General features: G+C 53.8%; 17 protein-coding genes. 11 read left to right on the plus strand and 6 right to left on the minus strand.

The features are described 5' to 3' along the window. Window positions 1–19 precede the first annotated feature (19 nt). The 6 genes from JUE67_RS08530 to JUE67_RS08555 form a co-directional block, all read right to left on the minus strand. Window positions 20–916 (minus strand): WxL domain-containing protein, encoded by an 897-nt coding sequence (locus JUE67_RS08530; RefSeq protein WP_203626160.1) that lies wholly within the window; start codon window positions 914–916, stop codon window positions 20–22. 81 nt (window positions 917–997) lie between these two features. Beyond that, window positions 998–1,153, minus strand: a complete 156-nt coding sequence (locus JUE67_RS08535) for a hypothetical protein (protein ID WP_203626161.1) — start codon at window positions 1,151–1,153, stop codon at window positions 998–1,000. Then, window positions 1,134–2,276, minus strand: a complete 1,143-nt coding sequence (locus JUE67_RS08540; RefSeq protein WP_203626162.1) for a WxL protein peptidoglycan domain-containing protein — start codon at window positions 2,274–2,276, stop codon at window positions 1,134–1,136. Before JUE67_RS08540 ends, JUE67_RS08535 begins: the two co-directional genes overlap by 20 nt. Then, a complete protein-coding gene (locus JUE67_RS08545) occupies window positions 2,246–3,280 on the minus strand; it encodes a WxLIP family cell surface protein (RefSeq protein ID WP_203626163.1) in 1,035 nt (344 codons plus the stop codon). Before JUE67_RS08545 ends, JUE67_RS08540 begins: the two co-directional genes overlap by 31 nt. Window positions 3,281–3,292: 12 nt before the next feature. Then, on the minus strand, window positions 3,293–5,749 hold the full coding sequence (locus tag JUE67_RS08550; protein ID WP_373300884.1) for a lectin-like domain-containing protein: 2,457 nt from the start codon (window positions 5,747–5,749) through the stop codon (window positions 3,293–3,295). A 588-nt stretch (window positions 5,750–6,337) separates the two neighbouring features. After that, window positions 6,338–7,318 (minus strand): NAD-dependent epimerase/dehydratase family protein, encoded by a 981-nt coding sequence (locus JUE67_RS08555; protein ID WP_203626165.1) that lies wholly within the window; start codon window positions 7,316–7,318, stop codon window positions 6,338–6,340. Between the two features lie 110 nt (window positions 7,319–7,428). On the opposite strand from JUE67_RS08555, the gene JUE67_RS08560 reads away from it, so the two are divergent. From JUE67_RS08560 to gtfA, 11 genes are all read left to right on the plus strand, one after another. Continuing rightward, window positions 7,429–8,706: a helix-turn-helix transcriptional regulator gene (locus JUE67_RS08560; RefSeq protein ID WP_203626166.1), complete on the plus strand. Its 1,278-nt coding sequence runs from the start codon at window positions 7,429–7,431 to the stop codon at window positions 8,704–8,706. Window positions 8,707–8,931: 225 nt separating this feature from the next. Further along, the gene (locus tag JUE67_RS08565) at window positions 8,932–9,357 is read left to right on the plus strand and encodes an RDD family protein (RefSeq protein WP_203626167.1); all 426 of its coding nucleotides are present in this window, start codon (window positions 8,932–8,934) and stop codon (window positions 9,355–9,357) included. Further along, window positions 9,344–9,628 (plus strand): hypothetical protein, encoded by a 285-nt coding sequence (locus JUE67_RS08570; protein WP_125697434.1) that lies wholly within the window; start codon window positions 9,344–9,346, stop codon window positions 9,626–9,628. The genes JUE67_RS08565 and JUE67_RS08570 overlap by 14 nt, the downstream gene beginning before the upstream one ends. Before the next feature lie 64 nt (window positions 9,629–9,692). Beyond that, entirely contained in the window at window positions 9,693–12,026 is a 2,334-nt protein-coding gene (locus JUE67_RS08575) for a glycoside hydrolase family 65 protein (RefSeq protein ID WP_203626168.1), read from the plus strand. 17 nt (window positions 12,027–12,043) lie between these two features. Further along, window positions 12,044–13,318: a sugar ABC transporter substrate-binding protein gene (locus JUE67_RS08580; RefSeq protein ID WP_203626169.1), complete on the plus strand. Its 1,275-nt coding sequence runs from the start codon at window positions 12,044–12,046 to the stop codon at window positions 13,316–13,318. A 34-nt stretch (window positions 13,319–13,352) separates the two neighbouring features. Beyond that, on the plus strand, window positions 13,353–14,291 hold the full coding sequence (locus tag JUE67_RS08585) for a carbohydrate ABC transporter permease (protein WP_203626170.1): 939 nt from the start codon (window positions 13,353–13,355) through the stop codon (window positions 14,289–14,291). A 55-nt stretch (window positions 14,292–14,346) separates the two neighbouring features. Continuing rightward, window positions 14,347–15,132, plus strand: a complete 786-nt coding sequence (locus JUE67_RS08590) for a carbohydrate ABC transporter permease (protein ID WP_125697461.1) — start codon at window positions 14,347–14,349, stop codon at window positions 15,130–15,132. 62 nt (window positions 15,133–15,194) lie between these two features. Then, window positions 15,195–16,220, plus strand: a complete 1,026-nt coding sequence (locus JUE67_RS08595; protein ID WP_203626171.1) for a LacI family DNA-binding transcriptional regulator — start codon at window positions 15,195–15,197, stop codon at window positions 16,218–16,220. 18 nt (window positions 16,221–16,238) lie between these two features. Beyond that, window positions 16,239–18,380: a glycoside hydrolase family 65 protein gene (locus JUE67_RS08600; protein WP_203626172.1), complete on the plus strand. Its 2,142-nt coding sequence runs from the start codon at window positions 16,239–16,241 to the stop codon at window positions 18,378–18,380. Between the two features lie 17 nt (window positions 18,381–18,397). Continuing rightward, a complete protein-coding gene (pgmB, locus tag JUE67_RS08605) occupies window positions 18,398–19,072 on the plus strand; it encodes a beta-phosphoglucomutase (RefSeq protein ID WP_203626173.1) in 675 nt (224 codons plus the stop codon). 37 nt (window positions 19,073–19,109) lie between these two features. Next, on the plus strand, window positions 19,110–20,561 hold the full coding sequence (gtfA, locus tag JUE67_RS08610; protein WP_203626174.1) for a sucrose phosphorylase: 1,452 nt from the start codon (window positions 19,110–19,112) through the stop codon (window positions 20,559–20,561). The last annotated feature ends 82 nt before the right edge of the window (window positions 20,562–20,643 follow it).

Genomic DNA, 20,643 nt, shown 5'->3' on the forward strand with positions numbered 1-20,643 from the left:
AATTCCGACGAGAAGCGGCTTAGTTCAAGCCCGTCGCAAGGGTCCAGGTCAAGGTCGTTTCGTAGATCCCGTTTTCAACAACGGAGGTCTTCGGCAAAACGAGCTTGATGTTGGTCTTGTTCCAACCAAAGACGTTGGCACCTTCGCCTTCGCCCGCCGCGGCACTTGCCACCTGGTGGTTCGTGTCACTGCCGGTGAGGTTCATGGAGATCGTGTTGGTCAAGTCGGAAACAGCGGTCAAGGCGCCACTTGGGGTGAAGCCGTCGTCCTGCGTTTCGTTGGTCAACGCGTAAACATCGCCGGTCTGGCCATATGCCGTGTTGAGCAGGGTGAGGGTCGCATCGTCGATGGTCTTGCCAGTAGATTCGCCAGCGTCATTGACCAGAGACAGCGGGCCGTCCGCCTTCACGTTCAGCGTCCATGTGCCGGCTGCGCTGTCCGTCTTGCCAGTCGTATCCTTGGCGTTTTCGTCGGCCGTGCGCGTGGTCTGCTTGTCAACGACCGTGGTCCATACCTTGCCCTGGACGTTTGCAAGCGCCGCGTCATCGGTGTTGAGAATCGCGGTCAAGTTGGTGCTCCCACTCTTGTAGTTCGGGTAACGGTTGTTGTCATCCTTCGCCACGTTTTTCCCATCAGCGGTGAAAATTGGGTACTCCGAGAAAAATTGCTCGTGGTTCCCGAAGTCGAGAATCTTCGGCACCATCTGCAGGCGCAGGTAGCCGGTGTTGCCGGTCGGGGAGGTCTGACCAAATGAGATGCCCGCTGTGGTTTGGGCGTCTTGTGGCAGTGCCTGGCCGCCGTTGATCTCGGCGTTGCCTTCAACCGTTGCGGCATTAGCGGTGAGTGGGGCGATCGCACCGATGGAAAGCAGTGCGGCGCCGGCGATCATCAAACCAGTATATTTCTTGAATTTCATCGTGAAATTCCTCCTAATAAAATATTTTCTACATCGCGGCCCAGACCGCGGTATAAAACCCTGTTAAATTACCCCAGACGATCAGAATAAGTTGATCGTCTTCCATGTATTGAAATCGTTGTACGTCTTGACGGTAAACACGAGACTGACAACAAATGCGACCAGCAGGAGAGCCGATAAAATGATCAGCGCCCATTTGACCTTTGGATAAGAAAACCTAGCGATCAGTCGGCTCAATGGCATCACCTCCTTTCATGCGACTGTGCCGCCGCCACCCGCGCCAGACCAAGAGTCCCAGCACCAAGATGACCAACCCAATGCCACCGCTTTTCACATACCGCCAGCGATCCTTCGCCCGGTTGAACGCCTGCTTGGAACTTGCCTGCACCGCACCGCTTTGCGCCACATGCAAGTACTGCACACGCGTGGTGGACTTGCCCGCCAGCGTGAAGGTCGTCGTCATCCGGTACGCGCCGGCCACCAGCTTTTGCCCCTGAAACAGATGCGTCAGGGAAAATTCGGTCTGCGGGGCGATGCGACTCAGCGGCTGGCGAAAAGATTGGGATAAAAAGCTACTTTCCGCATTCGTCAACGTGATGGTCGCCGTCGCATCCTTCAAAAGCGCCCGCGCAGCATTCGTAATCGTCGCCTCAAACACCACACCCTTGGTCGTCGCGCGCAGGGTCGGCTGGGTCACCGCCAGCGAAGCCAGGCCGCTGACCTGCTTGCCGCGCCGCAGCGCCACCGCAATCGTGTAGGCCAACTCTTTGCGCACATCGCGCTGCCCCGTGGCCGGCACCAGCGCCGAAAACCGTAACGCGCCCAGGTAGTAGCCGGCAGGGGCGGTCTTTGACGCCGCCACCGTGATCGCCACGTTTTTCTGCTGGCCCGCCGCTAACCGCACCGACTTTGGCGCCTTGATGAACGACCCGGCACTTGGCATCACCAGCTGACTGGCCGGCGACTCCTCGGCCTCATACACCACCTGGCCGTTCGTCTTCGTCGTCGCATTGAGCACCGCGATCGCCACCGTGATGGGCTTCTCACTGGCGTTGTACGTCGTCACCGTTATCTCGCGCGCCTCGGTGGTCGGCAGCGTCAGGTCAAAATAGCCCGCTGCCTTGCCAACATGATTGTCGCTGGGCAACACCGGCGCCACCATCAGGCCTTGGTCGCTGGCCGCAGACGCAGCCGCCACCGGTCGTGCGCCGGTCAGCGTACCGCCCAGCGCCCAAGCGCCCAGCAGGACCGCTGAGACGAGGGCCACATGCAGCGCGAGGCCGCGCAACCCGCGCCGCAATGAGGCCCAGCGCCACCCAAGCCTGTTTTTCAGCCCCGCGGCCGCAGTTTGATTGCCCATCCTAATGCCCCCAGACTCAGCAAAAGCGCCACGCCCGTTCCGATGCTCGCATACAGCCAGTGGTTGACCGGCTTGCGAATCGCCTGTTTATTCACCGTTTCCGCCGCCGCGCTGGTGACCTTCATCTGCTTCTTGAACGTCCAGCTCACCGGGAACCGATTTTGCGTATTGACGCCCTTGACCGTCACCTTGATCTGATATGTGCCCGGCTTCATGGTGTCGTAGCTCCACGAAACCGGGAACACGACTTTCGAGTTTGGCGCGATCATCAAGTTCGTCGCCTGATAACTGCGCACCGCACCATCCGGACCACTGATCGCCGCATCGACACTGACCTTGGACATCGCCATCGCCGCCGTGTTGCGCAGCGTGATGCCAAGCGCCGGATGCTTTTGATAGAGAATCGCTTCCGTCATGTCGTATTTCAAGTCGGGAAAAATCGCATCATCATGCCCGCGCAACACCACCCCAACCGAATACGCGTAGTTGGAACCCACCGCATTGGAGCTGGTCGCGCCCTTATCGACATGCTCGATGAAGTGCCAATCCCCATAGATCAGGCCCTTATAATCGCTGGTGGGCATCTTGATCGTGGCGCTGATGACCTTCATCTGCTTGGGCGCGAGCTTGATCGTGTCATCACCCGCCGCCAATTTTGCCAACGTTGTGAAAGGATGCTTCAGCGAGCGGTCCAAGTCCTTCGTGTTCGGCGTGAAATCGATTCCGCCGCCGATCTGCGTGTACGCATTCCGCAGGTCACTTTTCACCGTGATATTCTTATCGGAAAAATTCTGCACGCGCATCTGAATCGTGTGCGTCGTGGCTTTTTCATACACCAGATCAAAATAGTTGAGGTTCATATTCGTCTGGGCATCCGGCAAGACCGGCTGCACCTCAAAATCCGTTGTTTCCGTTTGGCTCGCGGCCTGGGTCGCTTGGCCCGGCGCCAAGGCAACCAGCCCCAGCACCAGGGCAAGCGCCCACCCCCATAATTGTTTACGCAACCGTTTGTCCTCCTATGGCACAAGTGACAGATTCCACGTGAGCGTCGTCTCATACCGCGTGTGATAGCGCGTGGTGCTGGCCGGCACATGCAAGCCAACACTCGTCGCGCCGCTTGCCTCATCGCCGAAATTCAGCCGCCACGTCCCAAAGCCGCTGGTGTCGTATTTCGTGCCAGCCGCCTCAGCCGTCGTCGCGTCCGGATCCAGAAAATGCCCCGTCCGCGTCAGCGTCGCCAAAATTGTCGGCGTGGTCGCCGCGGGATCAAGCGCCAGATCCGCCGGCGCCTCATACGTCGCATCATCTGCCGTGGCCCATGTCGGCGACGTCGCATCATTGGTCCGCTTCAGCGTCGGATTGAGCAAATGCAGCGTCGCGTCCGTTAACTCATGGGCAGTGTGCAGATCCGCATCCTGCGAGTCCGGGTTGGCAGTTGACGTGAACTGCCCATCCTGCTTGACACTCAGCTGCCAGTTGGCCACCCCGTAGTAATCCTCGATCGTCACCCCAAACGGCAACGCCTGATGCGTTTTTGCCTGGTTCTCGCCGATATAATACGTGCGGTCGACCTGCTGATCCGTGAACTCCCCGAAATCAAGCGTCTGATCCACACTTAGCTTCAACATCGGCCGTTCATACCGGTACGTGATCACCAGCGGGTCCGTATCAAACTGCGGATCCAGCACACTGGCCTGGTCAAAACTCGCCGTGGTGAGATCTTCGCTAGTGGCCTGATCGACCACCGTCCAGCCAGCGATCGACTTCGGCCGGATCGCCGAGCCATCCACCGTGGACACCACCTGCCCAACCGGCCCCGTGACCGTGACAGAAGGGGCGATCTCAGTCGGGTCCGCCATATCCGAGCTGCGGTCGACATACCGGAACGTCACCGTCCCATTCACCGGCGGCAAGTTGATCGTCGTCTGATTCGACTGCATCGTCGTCCCGCCGCTGACCACACTGGCCTGATTGAGAATCGTCTCCGCCGTCCCGGCCCGTGCGATCTTCACCTGAAAACGCACACTGAACCCATCACCATCCGCGATCGCATACGGAAAATTGATCGTGCCATTCTGCTTAAAACTCGTGTCATCCGCCGCCTGGAACGCCCCATTCGTATCCGCATCCGCGATCTGAAGCGACCCGTTTTGGTACACCGTCGACGCATCCAGCAAGTCCTTCAACACCCCGCTGCTCAGCCCCGCCAAGTTCGTGAAGTCCAGCTGATACGTCACCAGATCACCATCATGACCATCTGTCGCCGTGGAAAAAGTGGTCTCGCCCGTCGAGTCATTGCGCAACGATTTTTTCAACACATACTCCGCAGGTGGCTGACGCAACTGATACTGATACGTCACCGTGTACGGCGTGGTCGCGGAAAATTGGCCGTGGTCCTGGCCATCGGGCGTGTTGGCCGTGTAATGCTCCGTGTACTGATACCAATCGTTTTGATACTTGATCCACGCCGGCCGCCGCGTCGCCGCATCCCATGAGTTATTCGGATCCCCGGGAATGATCACCGGCGTTGCGATCGCCTTGCCCGTCGTGTCGACAAAATTCACCGTCACCGGCTGGGCATTTTGCGGCGTCTTGATCAACGCCACCGCCTGGAACGTCGGATTGGCCCCACTTGCACCCGTGTAGCCGTAATACACCTGATCCGATTTGAAATACGTCAGGACATTATCGATATGGAACGTGCTACCCTGCGTCGGGTCGTCATCCAGCGAATACGTCAGATCCCCGCCGAGAATGCGCGTCCCGTTTTGGTAAGTGACCTGCGGCGTCCACGTGACAACAAAGTGCCGAAACTTACCATTAGACAGCGGATTTTTCAGCTGAATGTACTGCAAGTGGCCAACCGTCCGAGAATTCGTCGACTTCAACGGATCATCCCCGGGCCGCACCACGCCTAAATGGCCGACGCCGAATGTGTTCGGATAATTGATATCGAACTGGTCATCCGCGACCCCAGAGCCGTTCCACCAGCTATCCATTTCGATGGACAGCGCGTTGTGAATGTAAGTCTTGACGATGGCGGTCGTGCTCGTGCCGTCCGTCGACCACGGATACGCGCCGAGCCCACCACCAGGGGAGCCATACGCGCCATTGCCCGCCGGATCATTTTGCAACGTGAACGTCATCCCATCGGCATCGTGCTGCGGGTCCGAGCCAAAATAATGCCAGGTGTCATAAGTGAAGGCACTATTTAGATCGATCTTGTTTTTCGACCACATCCCGCCAATCTGCCAGCTCTTGGTCTTGGTTTTCCCAGTCACCACCAGCGCCTGCGGATAGGAAGTACTGAACGCCGACATATTCGGAAAATTCGACGGATTGGCCGTACTCTTATTGAAATAGTCAGACGCCCGCAGCGTCGAAGCAGGCGGGGCCACAGGAAACCCATCCGCCGCAGCCTGCGCCGGCCGCCCCGGCAGCAGCACTGTCGAGATGATCAACATGATCACCATGAATAATGTCTCAGCCCGTCGTTTCAAAGCGATACCCCCCAGTCCAACCATTCGCCGTTATGTATCTGCCTTGAGTGTAACAAACGGTTATTTCTATTCACCGCAAGTTTCGTAAATTGTTATTGTATTAAATGGTATATTGCAAATGTGTGTTATAAAAGTTAGCTGGATCATTGGCGAATCTGAAACCATAACGTCTGTTTTCAGGACACATGGCAGGCTGAAAGTCAACGGACACAAGTGTCCTGTTTGGGGATGGGACGGGATTATTTGAGAAAAGGTGGGCAGAAGTTCTGCAAAACCTGAAACGTGCCTTTTGAAAGTTATTTTAATGATGAGAGCCACGTTCTTTAACAATTGGGGCCGTGTTTTTTCACCGGCTGGTCGGCGCGTTTCTTCCTATATAGAATGCTTGGGACGTAGCACCTAAAATTGGTGAGGTGTCAGCCCGGAAAATGCTGAGACGCACGACCGCAAAAAAGCCGGGCAAACATGTGATCGTGTTCGTCCGGCTCATGCCTAGTATTCAATTATTCCACGCGCCAGCTGTCCGTATAGCCGCCCGGTTTTCCCTGGCAACTGCGCCTGTTACCCCCGCACAGCCTTCTCCAAGCTCTCGCGAATGGCTGCCTTGACATCATGCGCCCGGATACCCAGCACCGGCATCGTGTCCTGCGGGTCCAGATACAGCTCGCGCGCCTGGATCTGGCCCGTCGTTGCGATGTGAATGCCGTGCTCCTTGCCCTGAGCGGCCACCGCGGCGTCCATCGCCTCATATTGCGCCTGGACCTGCTCGTACGTCACCACCGGAATCTGCGTTTTGCCCACTTGCCCCAGCGCCTCAACAATCATCTCGTAGAAGTCCTTGTACGTCATGTTCAGCGCGTCGATCGCGTAAGTCCCGCGGTGTACCCCGTTTTCCAGCGCGCCGACTGCGGCCTCCGCGACCTGCTCGACCGTGACCATCGCCGTTCCGCCTGGCAGGGCAGGGAAAACAGGCTGGTCCCGGATCTGATCGACGAACATCTTCCAAAGCGGCATCCGGCCTGGCATCGTCCCAAAAATGTAAGGCAACCGCAGCGACGACACCGTCATCTTGCTCTCGCCCTCCGCAAACGCGACCTGTTCCTGAAGCAGCCGCGTGTTCGGATAAGGATCATTTTTCAGCCCAGGCATCGAGTCCGCCCAGCGCTCGGAAAATTCTGCAAAGTAGGAGCCAAACACCACGAATTTTTTCACGCCAGCACGCGCCGCAAGTCGGGCGATGCGCTGCGTCGGCAATACATTCGCCTCATAAAAGAAGCTCAGCGCCGGCGCATCTGGCACCACACGCTCATCCGCGCCAGCCGCGTAAACAAATCCCTCGCAATCCGCAAGTAGCGCCTCGATCGCCGAATCCGACAGCTCATTGATATTGCCAAGCGACAGTTCCACCTCACTTGGCAACAAATTGTCCGCCGGCACCGGTGGCAAGGCCATCGTCTTCACCTGATACCCGCGCGCCAACAATTCCTTCGTCGTGTAATACCCCAAGAACCCAGTCCCGCCGAGCACAAACACTTTAGACATAAGAAGAACTCCCTTCGATGAGTGACCTGTTATTGACTTCACAATAAGTGTACGATGCTCGTGACTAGAAAAATCGGCAGAAAACCGTCAATTGTTCGGGAGGCTAAACCATGACTGAAAACTATCCTTACGTGAGCGCCGACTACTTTACCGATGACTATCGCCCCCAGGAAATGCGCCTCTGGGCCGAAACGATCACCCGCCAAGACAGCTCCCATTATGCCAACGAACCCGAGTTTTACTACGTTTTAGCCGGCCACGGCACACTTATCGTCAACACCCAGCCTATCTCCCTAGCAGCCGGCGACCTCATCCAACTCCTGCCCTATCACGTGCATCATTTCGGCAGGGAAAATCGGGCGCTGCAAGTGATCCATGTCCGCGCTTCGCTTGGCCTATTGCTTCTGACGGCCACACAGCAAGGGCGCTACCGAGCCGCTTTGAAAAACTTTGAGCAACAGCCGCCCCTTGTCCACCTCAACCCCGCCCAGCAGGCAGCCCTCACGCCGCTTTGCCAATTGGCCCTGAACGCCGGCAACGACGCCCAAAGCGCGAACCTCAACGTCGCCTTGATCAGCCTGCTCGAACATTTCCTCCAGATCGGCAAGCGCGCCATCCTCCCGGCCCCGCCGACCCCATACCAGGCGCTGGCCTATCTGCAGCTGCATCACCAAGCCCCGCTTACCGCCGCCACAGTGGGCACCGCGCTGGGTTGTTCCGGTGAGGCAGTGGAGGGGATGTTACAACAAGTGACCGGCCACGATTTTGCCACCTGCCTCGACCAAGTCCGCATCCGCAACGCCACCGGTCTCATGCAGTTCCCCGAACTGACCCTGCGCAAGATCGGCATGATCTGTGGCTACCGCTCACCCAGCACCTTCTACGCCCGCTTCACCGCCATTCACGGCATGACCCCAGGCGCGTATCGGGCGGGGGAGAAGCCGGGAAACGACGCGCAGCGAGAAGATAAGCAGAGACAAGATAAGCAGAGACAAGATAAGCAGAGACAAGATAAGCGTGCGGGCGGTGAACAGGCAACTGAAATGCTCAGCGTGAACGACGGCTGGACGATCGGTGCCTACCTCGTGGAACACTGCTGCGACCCACTCACATTGCCAGCCCTCGCTGCGCATTTTCACCAATCCGACGAGCGCGTGGCCCAGCTGCTTCAAGCAACCTTCAACGCTTCGTTTCCTCAGCTAAAGCACCATCTTCGTGTTCAACTGGCCGCCTCGCTCCTGACAGCCATGCCCACGCTCAGCATCGCCCAAGTGGCCCAGAAGGTCGGGTATGGGGATGTGACCACCTTTATCCGGCAATTCAAACGCGCGCTGGGCGTGACACCGGGGGCTTGGCGAAAAGAAGAACGACAAGCACCACGGGCATAGAAAGTAGGCGGAATATTATTTCCCTCTATATTAGAGGCGGTGGCACACGTTTCGCGTGATACCCGATCAGCGTTTGCTAAGCGTGCCTGACTGGCATCGACGTAGCTGACAATTGGTCTACACATTAGAGTTCGATGAAATTTCAAGAAAGCGCTTGACCGAAAACGTTTTCGGAATTATGGTTGTTTATGAAATCACTTACAAGTGCGAAATGGAGGCGGGAAGATGCATACACGCTATACGATTGTTCGAGCGCTTGCTGGACTGATTGACTTCATTGTTGCTTATGTGCCAGCTGTGATCATCTTTGCTTTTGGACTTCATACGTCGACTCGCAATGCCGATCTGCTCGGCCAAGCAATCTTCGTCTTGTACAATATCGTGGCTTTGACTGGTTTTCACGGGCAGACTGTCGGCAAATATTTCGGCCATTTGAAGGTCGATACGGCTAAGCTCGCCAGTCAAAACGTGATGTTTGTCGGCATTCGCGAAGTGACGAAAGTACTATTCTTCACCCCAGTGATCGGGATCCCGTTGCTGATCGTCAACTTGGTTGTCTGCCTGCTTAAAGGTCGAACAATCGAGGATTACGTCGGACAAACGGTTGTTACAGTCGTCGAGCCAAGGGAGGTCGCCAATGAAACAAAATAAGGCGATCACCTCTAGCCCGTTGTCGAATATCCCAACCGGTCCACTGCTTGCGATCGTATTCATTACGGTTGTCTTTGCGGCTTGGCTGGCCTGGCATTTTCGAGAGAATTACGACCCTAAGTCTTTGATCAAGTGGTATTGCTGGTATGCGGTTCCGCTGTTGATCTTGGCACTGATCTTGCACGTTCAGGTTGTACTTGTGCTCGCGACCTGGCTGGCAGGGGCAGGAATCTTGGCATTTCGGTCGAATCATTACTTCTATGGGCGCTAAATTTTTTGCCAGTTTCGAAAACGTTTTTGTTAGCGATTACAATTTAATTGGATGGAGTTAAGCAATGGAGACAACAATTAGGTACCCCAAGGACGATCCTTGGCGCATTTCAGAAGCAACGTTTGATCCGCGGTTTTTAGGCAAGTACGAGACGATCTTCGCATTAGGTAATGGGTACTTGGGTGCCCGTGCCGCCACTGAAGAACGGTATGTCGGGGAAAAACGTGACACATTCATCGCCGGGACATTTGACCGGTTCGATCGAGATGAGGTTACGGAACTGCCCAACATCCCAGATGTCTTCGCCGTTACGGTCATCCTCGATGGCCAACAGCTCGATCTGAACCAGGGTGAGGTCAGCGAGTATGACCGAACATTGAATGTCAAAACTGGTGAGCTGACCCGGAGCTTCTTATGGACATATGCGGGGAAGCAATATCGGTTCCAATCCTCTCGTTTCGTTTCATTCAAACAGCGTCATGTTCTCGCGGAGCGCATTTCGATCACACCAGTCGCGGCTAACGCAAACATTCGGTTGACCGCCGGCATCGATGGTCAGATGACTAATAATGGGACTCAGCATTTCAATGATGACGTTAAACGCCTTTACCCAGGCCAAGTCCTTCAGCTGAGCGCAAAGACAGATCAGTCCGAGATCTATTTTGTCCTGACATCCGAGCATCGGTTCTCGACCGAGGGTGTGACGATGGGCAAAACAAAAACAGAGATGTTGCGGCGGCAGCTGATGTCGACCTACACCGCCGACATCGAAGCCGGCCATCCCTTTGTCTTCACTAATATCACCAATGTATACACGTCACGGGACATCGATGTTATCTACAAAGATCGCAGCAGTCTTCAAGCGCAAGGACTTGAAACCGCAGAGGCACTGAAGCCTTTCAGCTATGAAACTTTACAGAAAGAAAGTGCTCAAGCCTGGGCAGACAAGATCTGGGATGCGATGCCGATCACGATCGACGCCGACGAGAGCCGTGATGCGTTGGCCATCAATTTTGCCCGTTATCATCTGGCAGTGATGACGCCAGCGCATGATCCGCGAATGAACATTGGGGCAAAGGGTCTTTCAGGGGAAGGCTACAAGGGCCACACCTTCTGGGATACCGAGATTTTCATGCTTCCGTATTATATCTTCACCTACCCAGAAGTGGCCAAGAAGCTTGAAACATATCGGTTCCTGAGCCTTGGCGGGGCACGGCGAAAGGCTTCAGATAATGGCTATCATGGGGCGCAATATCCATGGGAGTCTGCTTGGATCGATGATGGCGAGTCCACGCCAGTCTGGGGGGCGACTGATATCGTCACCGGCAAAGCGACTAAGATCTGGTCGGGCTTTATTGAACAGCACATCACGGCAGATGTGGCGTATGGCATCAACGAGTACATTCAGGCGACAGGCGATCAGGAATTTGCTGAGACGATGGGCCACGAAGTTATTCTCGATACCGCACGTTTCTGGGCAAGCCGGCTGGACTGGAATGAAGACAAGCGCCAGTATGAGATCTTGGACGTGATCGGTCCGGATGAGTACAAGGAGCACGCCAACAATAACGCCTTCACCAACCACATGGCCAAGTGGAACATGCAACTGGGTCTGGACCTGATCAAAAAGTTGCGTGACACCGCTCCGGCGGAATACACGCGGTTGGATGACCGGTTGAACCTCGACCAGTTGGAACAGGAAGTCAGCGAAAAAATTGACAAGTTATACTTGCCTGAGCCGAACGCAAATGATGTCATCCCTCAAGACGATGACTATCTGAGTAAAAAGCTGATCGACCTGGCACCATACACGGTGAATGGCAAAGTTGGCAGTCTATTTGACCATTTCAACCTGGATCAGGTCGACCAGATGCAGGTCACCAAACAAGCGGATGTCATCTTGCTTCTGTTCTTGTTTGAAAAGCATTTCTCCAAAGACGTCAAGCTGAAAAACTGGGAATACTACGAGCCAAAAACGACTCACGATTCCTCGCTTTCGCTATTGACCCACACAATCTTTGCCGCTGACCTCGGCGATAAGAAGATGGCTTATGACTTCTATCAACGGGCACGCGACATCGATATGGGACCGAACATGAGCAGTAGTGATGAAGGGATTCACGCTGCCTCGATCGGTGGTATTTGGTCCATGACTGTCTTTGGATTTGGCGGTGTTCGTTATCTCGATGGCAATCTGCGCATCGTGCCGAACCTGCCAGATGCTTGGCATGAATTATCGTTTCAAATTTGGTGGCATCAGCAGAAACTCGCGATCACCGAGACGCATGATGCGCTAAAGATCAAGAATTTGACAGGAACGGCTGATATCCAGCTGGATTCTGTCGGGGGATCCTACACTGTTTCAGGGCATGACGAGTTAGTTATCAAATTGGCATAAGCCAGGGGGGAAACACCATGAAGAAATTTGGAAAACGGCTCTTATCGATCGGCGCGACCGTCGCCGCAGTATTGACACTTGCAGCATGCGGCAACAAGTCAAACTCCAGCAGTAGTGACTCGACCAACTTCAAGGGACAAAACTTGAAGATTGGTGTCTGGATCGGCAACGATAACGAAAAGAAAGGTATGAACGACTTGATCAGCGGCTTCGAAAAGAAGACCGGCGCTAAAGTGACCGAAAAAGTTTATACCGACTTTAATACTCAGATTCAGGCTGACTTAGCGGGTCATCGTGCACCCGATGTTTGGTACATGGACTCCTCCATGTATCCATTCTTCCAGAAGCAAGGTGTCTTGCAAGAGTTGAATAAGAAGGATGTCGGCGAAAGCAACTTCTATCCTGCCCTGACAAAGGCTTACACCACCGATGGCAAGCTGTATGGTGTGCCGAAGGATACCTCGACGCTGGCACTGTACGTCAACAATGACATGTTTAAGAAGGTCGGCGTTTCGATCGACAGCATTCCAAAGTCTTATGAAGACCTCCTCAAGTGGTTGCCTGGGTTCCAAGCAAAGCTTGATAAGGCATACGGCAAGAACAAAGTGAAGGCTTGGAGCTACAACCAGGATCTGGCACGTAACCTCTACATCCTTGAACGTAATGGCGGCAAGCCGATCAAGAGCAACGGCAACGCCAACTTGTCCAGTGATGCGGTCCTTAAGAACCTGCAGCTCTACAAAGACCTTGTTGCGACGGGTGCAGCTGTCACGCCTAAGGGCATTGGCCAGGGCGATAACGGGACTGCCTTTGGTGCTGGCAAAGTTGCCATGATGGAAGAAGGCAACTGGACCTACGAAGTACAAAAGCAGCAATACAAGACCAACTTCACTGTTTTGCCAATGCTTAGCTATGAAGGCAAGCAAGGCGGGATGATCTTCACCGTTGGTTGGGGCGAATACGCAAACTCCAAGGTTAAGCCACTGGCGACTGCTTGGATCAAGTATGTGACCTCCAAGAATGTCATGAAGAAGTACATCACCACCACTGGGACCTTGCCAAGTCGCCCAGATGTCGCAAAAGCAGCGGATCTGACCTCTGACGCTTCTCTGAAGGTTCATCTCGATGCCAACGCTTATTCAACTGTTTGGCAGGACGGTACCACACTTGTCACCGTTAATACCTCCTACCAGAACTTTGTTGCCAATGGCCTGGCAGGCAAGACGACCTTGAAGTCGGCCATGAAGAGCGCTGACGACCAGGCAAATGCCGCGATCGCCAAAGCAAAATAGGCCTTAACAAACGCACTGGGGAGGTGCAATGAGTATGGAAGCACCAGTAAATACGCCAAAGAAGAAACGGTTCCACTTGAACCGCAGTCAATCTGAAGCCGTCCAGGCCTATGCGTTCCTGCTCCCAGCCGCGATCATCGTTTTGGTCTTCTTTGTTGCCGCGATCGTCTTCGCGCTATACATGTCGTTCAACAAAGTCAACATGTACAGTGAGACATACGAGTTCCGGGGACTGCAGAACTACACCAATATTTTTTCTGACGGTATCGCGCTGACGGCGCTGAAGAACACAGCCTTATTCTCGCTGGTCGTTGTGCCGACGCAGACTTTTTTCGCCTTGCTGATCGCATACGCCCTCAGCAACAAGAACATTCGCTTCAAGAAGATGTTTCGCTTGATCTATTTCCTGCCAACGCTGACTTCTAGTGCGGCATTGACCCTGATCTTCATGTTTATCTTCAACATCAACGGGCCAATCAACGGATTCTTTACAGGAATTGGATTGTATAAAGATCCAATCAACTTCCTGCAGGAGCCACAATACGCGTTGAAAGTCATCATGGTCATGAATATCTGGTCGACAGTACCAAACTTTATGACTGTCTATCTGGCCTCGTTGGTGGATCTGCCTGATTCACTGTATGAAGCGGCGGAAATGGATGGCGCCTCGTCCTGGCAGAAATTAGTTCACATCACAGTGCCATATCTGCGACCAATCACCACTTATGTTCTGTTGATGGGGATCATTGGGACCTTCCAGATGTTTGACCAAGCGTACATTTTCTCGAACGGGTCAGGTGGCCCAGACAACTCGACTTTGACGGTCGCGCTGATGGTCTACCAATACGCTTTCGGTCAAATGAACACCATGGGTTATGCCTGTGCGCTGGCGATCTTCTTGGCTGTTGTGATCTACATTGTTTCCAGATTGGCTGAAAAGCTGAATGGCGGCAACGGCTTGAAGGATATGTAAGGGGGCTTGAACAGTGAAAAAAGGTCATATCGGTCGGACGATCCTTTATATCGTCATGACGATCTACGCGCTGATCACCCTTTATCCGTTCTTGTGGGCGCTGTCAGCATCGTTTGAACCGTTGAAAGTGATCGTCAGTGGCAACATGAGTTTGATACCAAAGGCGTTCACGCTCGACAATTATAAGTACATGTTTAGTTCTTCCGCGCTTTTCCCGCGTTGGTTCCTGAACTCGGTCATTGTCTCGGTACTGGGGACCGTGATCAACATCTTCTTGAATACCATGGCAGGTTATGCGCTGGCACGTTTGCAATTTCCTGGCCGTGAACGCATCTACTACGCGTTTCTCTCGCTGATGATGATTCCGGCGCAGGTCCTGCTTATTCCTAACTATTTGATCTTGATGAACTTGGGGATGCTCGACACCTATCAGTCCTTGATCTTGCCGTCTGCGATCAACATCGGCAACATCTTCATGATGCGCCAATTCTTCCTGTCCTTCCCTAAAGACGTGGAAGAGGCGGCCAGCATCGACGGTTTGAGTCGTGTGCAAGTGTTCTTCCGCATTGTGTTCCCACTGGCTCGTCCGTCGATCGCGACACAAGCGATCTTCACCTTCATGGGCTTTTGGAACAACTTCATGCAGCCGATGCTGTATATCACAACACCGAGCAAGTACACCTTGACCCTAGGGCTGCAGTCGTTCACCAACCAACAGGCCGGCGTCCGCTGGGATCACACCATGGCAGCAAGTATCATCTCAATATTGCCGATCGTAATTCTGTATATTATCTTTAACAAGTTCTTCCTTCAGGGGATTAGAATGGACAATGAGAAGTGATACGACCAGAGACCGGAACAGATTCTCGTTCCGGTTTTCTTTGTAGATGGGGGTAATGACAAATGGCAGTGAAGATCTATGATGTCGCAAAGGCGGCCGGGGTGACGTCAAGCACCGTCTCCCGTGTATTTAACGGGTACCCAGATATTAGCGAACACACCCGGAAAAAAGTGTATGAGGTCGCTGCCAAGCTGGGGTATACCCCCAACATCGCCGCACGCACTTTATCTTCGAAATCGTTGAAAACGGTTGCGCTGATCTTGAACGATCTGGTTGCCTCACGCTTTGATGGCGTCTCGATGCAAACGATTCTGGGTGTTTACAACTATTGCGAGACGCACGCCATGCAATTTGTTCTTTACCCAACAACGACAAAGCTGCAGCACGAAAAAACGTTTGATCAGTTCTGCATGGAACGCAACGTCGCAGGCGCTGTGGTGCAGGGGCTGCACATCGATGACCCTTACATTCAACAGATCTCCGAAAGTCAGACGCCGGTCGTGATGATCGACCTTGAGATTCCTGGTGCCAACACGGTCTCGATCTCTGTGGATAATGTGGCGGCCGAAAAAGAGGCGACCCAGGCGATTCTCAGACACGGGAAATCTCACCCCGTCATGATGAATGGGATTCCATCCGCTCAAGTTAGCAATCTCCGCGAAAAAGGGTTTCGCGAAGCGATTCACGATGCTGGATTGAGTCTATCTGATGATGCGATCATGTACGCCGATTTTGATATCGACAAGGCTGAGGCCGCCATGCGCAACGCGCTGGCAAGCGGTCGGGAGATCGATGCCGTGATCTGCGCCAGCGATGCAATGGCAATGGGCGTCATGACTGCCCTAAAAGCGGCCCATCGCCGCGTCCCAGAAGACTGTGAAGTGGTTGGCTTTGATAACATCGCCATCACCGAGTATTCACAGCCGACCATCAGTACCATCGATCAGCATATGGAAAAAATCGGTGGCATGGCCGCTCAGCTGGTCGACAAACTGTTGAATGGTAAAGTGGCACCAAATATGCGGCACATCTTTTCGCCGCATAAATTTATTCAGCGCGAAAGCACTGGCGTTTATCCTGACAAGTAATCACGAGGAAGTGACAGTATGAGTCCTGCCTATCAGATCGCGCTCGAGGATCTCGCAAATCGCGAACCCGACACGGTCGCAACGATTTTTTCCCAAGGGAATGGCACCTTTGGGGTCCGCGCTACAGATCCACTTCTGGCGGTGGATGGTACAGTGGTCAACGGGTTCTTTGAGACCTCGCCAATCATTTATGGCGAGGCGGCCCACGGCTACGCAAAGGAACACCAGACCATTGTCCCTTTACCATCACTGCGGCATCTGACGATCATCGATCAAGCCGGTCACCCTGCGGCCACGCACGCGTTAAAAGACGTTCGGTTGGACATGCAGACGGGCGCACTGACGATGACAACAGAGATCGTCTTTCCAGATGATGACCGCCCACTTGAATTAACGACGACCTCATTGATCGGGCAAGCTGACCAAGATCTTACCGCCTATTTGCTGGGCTACACCTTGACGACAACCGCTTATGAAGGAGTGATCACCTTCACCAAGGGACCGCTGGTTTTCCAGGAAAAAGAATCCGATATTGAACGAGATCCCCGTGTAGTGGTCCGGCCGTTGCAACTTAAGCACGCAATAATTGACAGTAGCGCGACGGCCGTGGTGCAGCGGATTCAAACGACCGAGAGTCAGTTGACCCGCTTCATCAAAACCAGCAATGTTGCGGGGCTGACTCAGACAGTCAAAGTGGCACCCGCTCAACCGGCGCACTTTGAGGCATATGTCCAAGTTGCCCAACAAGATAGTTTTGCACTTGACCTGGACGCTGCCGTTGCGCAACGGACGAAGGCCTTCTGGCACCAATTCTGGGCATCCGCGGCGATCGACATCACCGGCGACGACAAAATGGCGCAAGGCCTTCATTTCAACGTCTTCCAATTGGCCCAGTCGGCTAACCGGACAGGCGAGTATAGTATTGCGGCAAAAGGCGTCTCAGGACCGGGCTATGAAGGCCATTTCTTCTGGGATACTGAAATGTACATGCTGCCGTTCTTCACCTATACCCATCCGGAAATTGCGCGCAAGCTACTGGAATTCCGCTATCGTCAATTGCCGCTCGCACGCAAACGGGCACGCGACATGGGCGTTGCTCAAGGTGGCCTATTTCCATGGCGATCGATCAACGGCGCCGAAGCCAGCGCCTTTTTCCCGGCCGGCACGGCGCAGTATCACATTGATGCCGATATTGCCTATGCAGTGGCCCAGTACTTTGAGGTGACGCAAGACAAAGATTTCATGGAGAAGTTTGGCCTGCCGATTCTATGGGAGACCGCTCAATTCTGGCGCTATTTTGGCGCCTGGAGTGAGCGCGATGGTCGTCGCGTCTTCATGTTTCATGATGTGACCGGCCCCGATGAGTACACGGCTCTGGTCGATAACAATACTTACACCAACCGAATGGCGAAGGCCAACATTGAGGATTTTCTCAGTGCCTATGCGCAATTGGCCGCCAGCAGTTCATTGGATATTGAGGAAGCGGACCTTCAAGCGTTAAAGGATATTGCAGCAGGCATCTATCTTCCCGAACCTGGGGACAACGGAGTCACGGCTCAAGACGACACGTTCTTGAGCAAGCCGATTTGGCCGTTTGCGACCACCCCGGCAGATCATTATCCACTACTGCTACACTATCACCCGCTGACGATCTACCGCTATCAGGTCAGCAAACAACCAGATGAGCTAATGCTTGATATGCTGTTTCCTGATGACAAGGCTGTCTCACAGAAAAAGATCGACTACGCCTATTACGAGCGGCTGGCGACCCACGATTCGTCGCTATCACGTAGCGCCTATGCAGTGCTGGCAGCCAACCTTGGCGATACAGAAAAGGCGTATCACTACTTCATGGATTCAGCATTGCTGGACCTGACGGATCTTCAGGGTAACACCAAAGACGGCCTCCACATGGCAAATTTAGGTGGTAGCTGGATGAGCGCTGCTTATGGATTCGCCGGGCTCAAGGTGGTTGAGGGTCAATTAAGCATTAGCAATCGACTGCCCGCCCAGTGGCAAACACTTGCACTGAACCTGCTCTTCCGCGGCCGCCAGCTTCACATCGTGCTGACCCATGACAACACTGTGGTGACGCTTTTGGCTGGTGAGCCATTGACGCTGGCCGTTGATGACCAAGAACAAGAAATTTCTCGAAAATAAATCAACGAGGTAATAAAATGACAATTACTGGTTTTGTATTTGACCTAGATGGTGTGATCACCGACACCGCAAAGTTTCACTATCAGGCGTGGAAAGAAATCGCGCAGGAAAAACTCGACATCACGATCACCCCGGCCGTGAACGAATTGCTCAAAGGCCGTAGCCGTATGGATTCCCTTGAAGAAATCATCAAATTCGGGCATCAAGAGGGGCAGCATACCCTGGCTGAAAAAGAGGCTATCGCCACTGAAAAAAACGATCGCTATAAACAGTTGATTCAAACAATGACCCCAGCCGACATTCTGCCGGGGATGGGCGAATTTCTGCAAGAATTAGCGGATCACCATTACCCGATGTCGGTCGCATCGGCCTCCTTTAACGCCCCATTTATCATCAAGCGTTTGAAGCTTGAAGACCTCCTTGGCAAAATTGTGGATCCTGCGTCGGTCAAGCATGGTAAGCCCGCCCCTGATATCTTTGAGGCAGCGGCCGACCAGATCGATAGTCCTTATGCGACCACGGTCGGATTTGAGGATGCGACCGCCGGCATCTCGGGTATTAATGATGCAGGAATGTTCTCCGTGGGCATTGGTGATCCGACCATTCTCGACGAAGCTGACCTTGTGTTCGCCTCCACCGCGGATGTCTCGCTCAGTGCGATCGAGCAGGCTTTTGCCTCGAAGAATGCCTAACATGAAGACTGCTTGAGAAGGAGATGAACTGAAACTAATGGGACTTTCAAATCAAGTCATGCTGATCACGTATGCAGATAGTCTTGGCTCGAACCTTCAGGCATTGAATCGCATGCTGGTAAGTGATCTGACGGACGCAATCGGTGGCCTTCATATTCTGCCGTTCTTCCCTTCGTCAGGCGACCGCGGATTTTCCCCTGAGCGCTATGACGTGATCGATTCACGGTTTGGTGATTGGACAGATATCGCGGCGCTGGCGAGTCAGTATTTTTTAATGACGGATCTGATGATCAATCATCTGTCTCGGAAGTCACCGGAGTTCAAGGACTTTATCGCTAAAGGGGATGCATCGCCTTCAAGCACGCTATTCCTCGATTGGGACAAGTTCTGGCCGGCGGGGCACCCCACTCAAGAAGAAGTCGATCAGATCTATAAGCGCAAGGACAAGGCACCTGTTCAGGAAGTTCAAATGGCGGATGGTTCGGTGCGCCACGTCTGGAATACCTTCAGCGATGAACAGATCGATCTCGATGTCACAACACCGGAGACATGGCAGTATCTGACCAAGGCAATGAAACGATTTGCCGCGAATGGCGTGGCACTGATCAGGCTGGATGCATTTGCCTATGCCGTGAAAAAACGTGGCACCAATGACTTTTTCGTCGAGCCCGAGATCTGGGACCTGCTCGATCGCATCTCAGAAGCCGCTGGTGAAGATGGCGTAGAAGTCTTGCCCGAGATTCATGAGCATTATACGTTGGTCGACAAGGTCAACCAGCGCGGCTATTGGACCTATGATTTTGCGTTGCCGATGCTGGTGCTCTACACGCTTTTTGCGCAGGACGCGCGGCCACTGTTGAAGTGGTTGCGGCGAAGTCCGATGCACCAGTTCACCACGCTGGATACGCATGACGGTATCGGTGTTGTCGATGTGAAAGACATCCTATCTGATGACCAGATCGATTTCACGACACAGCAGCTTTATCAGCGCGGCTCCAACGTGAAGAAAGTCTATTCAAGCGCTGCCTATCATAATCTTGACGTGTACCAGATCAACTCGACCTATTTCTCCGCGCTGGGAGAAAACGAGGCAGCTTATCTGATCGCGCGGGCCATTCAAATGTTCGCCCCAGGCATTCCGCAGGTCTATTACGTCGGTCTCTTGGCTGGCGCAAATGACCTGGACCTTCTCGAAAAAACAAAGGAAGGTCGAAACATCAACCGGCATTATTACACTGAGGACGAAGTTGCCGAAGAGGTGCAACGCCCAGTAGTGTCGACGCTTCTTAACTTGATGCGCTTCCGTAATCGAAGCCGGGCGTTCGATCTGGATGGTCAGTTCGAGGCCAAAGCGGTGGACCCGGCACATTTTGTGCTGACGCGCACGAGTCAGGATGGTCAAACCAATGCAACGCTTTGCGTGGACTTGGTCAATGACCAGATGGCGGTCTCGGAAAACGGGGTCGTGATCGACCTGACGAAGCGGTAGCAGTTATCAACATTTGGAAACGTGAATCATTGAGATCAATGGGAAAGGCCAAGTCGCGTGTGTTAGTGACTTGGCCTTTTGC

Source organism: Lacticaseibacillus mingshuiensis, assembly GCF_016861785.1.
Taxonomy (GTDB): domain Bacteria; phylum Bacillota; class Bacilli; order Lactobacillales; family Lactobacillaceae; genus Lacticaseibacillus; species Lacticaseibacillus mingshuiensis.

Coding starts and splice junctions, on each gene's coding strand:
- JUE67_RS08530 (WP_203626160.1), bottom strand. CDS start 916: ATGAAATTCAAGAAATATACTGGTTTGATGATCGCCGGCGCCGCACTG.
- JUE67_RS08540 (WP_203626162.1), bottom strand. CDS start 2,276: ATGGGCAATCAAACTGCGGCCGCGGGGCTGAAAAACAGGCTTGGGTGG.
- JUE67_RS08550 (WP_373300884.1), bottom strand. CDS start 5,749: ATGGTGATCATGTTGATCATCTCGACAGTGCTGCTGCCGGGGCGGCCG.
- JUE67_RS08555 (WP_203626165.1), bottom strand. CDS start 7,318: ATGTCTAAAGTGTTTGTGCTCGGCGGGACTGGGTTCTTGGGGTATTAC.
- JUE67_RS08560 (WP_203626166.1), top strand. CDS start 7,429: ATGACTGAAAACTATCCTTACGTGAGCGCCGACTACTTTACCGATGAC.
- JUE67_RS08565 (WP_203626167.1), top strand. CDS start 8,932: ATGCATACACGCTATACGATTGTTCGAGCGCTTGCTGGACTGATTGAC.
- JUE67_RS08570 (WP_125697434.1), top strand. CDS start 9,344: ATGAAACAAAATAAGGCGATCACCTCTAGCCCGTTGTCGAATATCCCA.
- JUE67_RS08575 (WP_203626168.1), top strand. CDS start 9,693: ATGGAGACAACAATTAGGTACCCCAAGGACGATCCTTGGCGCATTTCA.
- JUE67_RS08580 (WP_203626169.1), top strand. CDS start 12,044: ATGAAGAAATTTGGAAAACGGCTCTTATCGATCGGCGCGACCGTCGCC.
- JUE67_RS08585 (WP_203626170.1), top strand. CDS start 13,353: ATGGAAGCACCAGTAAATACGCCAAAGAAGAAACGGTTCCACTTGAAC.
- JUE67_RS08590 (WP_125697461.1), top strand. CDS start 14,347: ATGACGATCTACGCGCTGATCACCCTTTATCCGTTCTTGTGGGCGCTG.
- JUE67_RS08595 (WP_203626171.1), top strand. CDS start 15,195: ATGGCAGTGAAGATCTATGATGTCGCAAAGGCGGCCGGGGTGACGTCA.
- JUE67_RS08600 (WP_203626172.1), top strand. CDS start 16,239: ATGAGTCCTGCCTATCAGATCGCGCTCGAGGATCTCGCAAATCGCGAA.
- pgmB (WP_203626173.1), top strand. CDS start 18,398: ATGACAATTACTGGTTTTGTATTTGACCTAGATGGTGTGATCACCGAC.
- gtfA (WP_203626174.1), top strand. CDS start 19,110: ATGGGACTTTCAAATCAAGTCATGCTGATCACGTATGCAGATAGTCTT.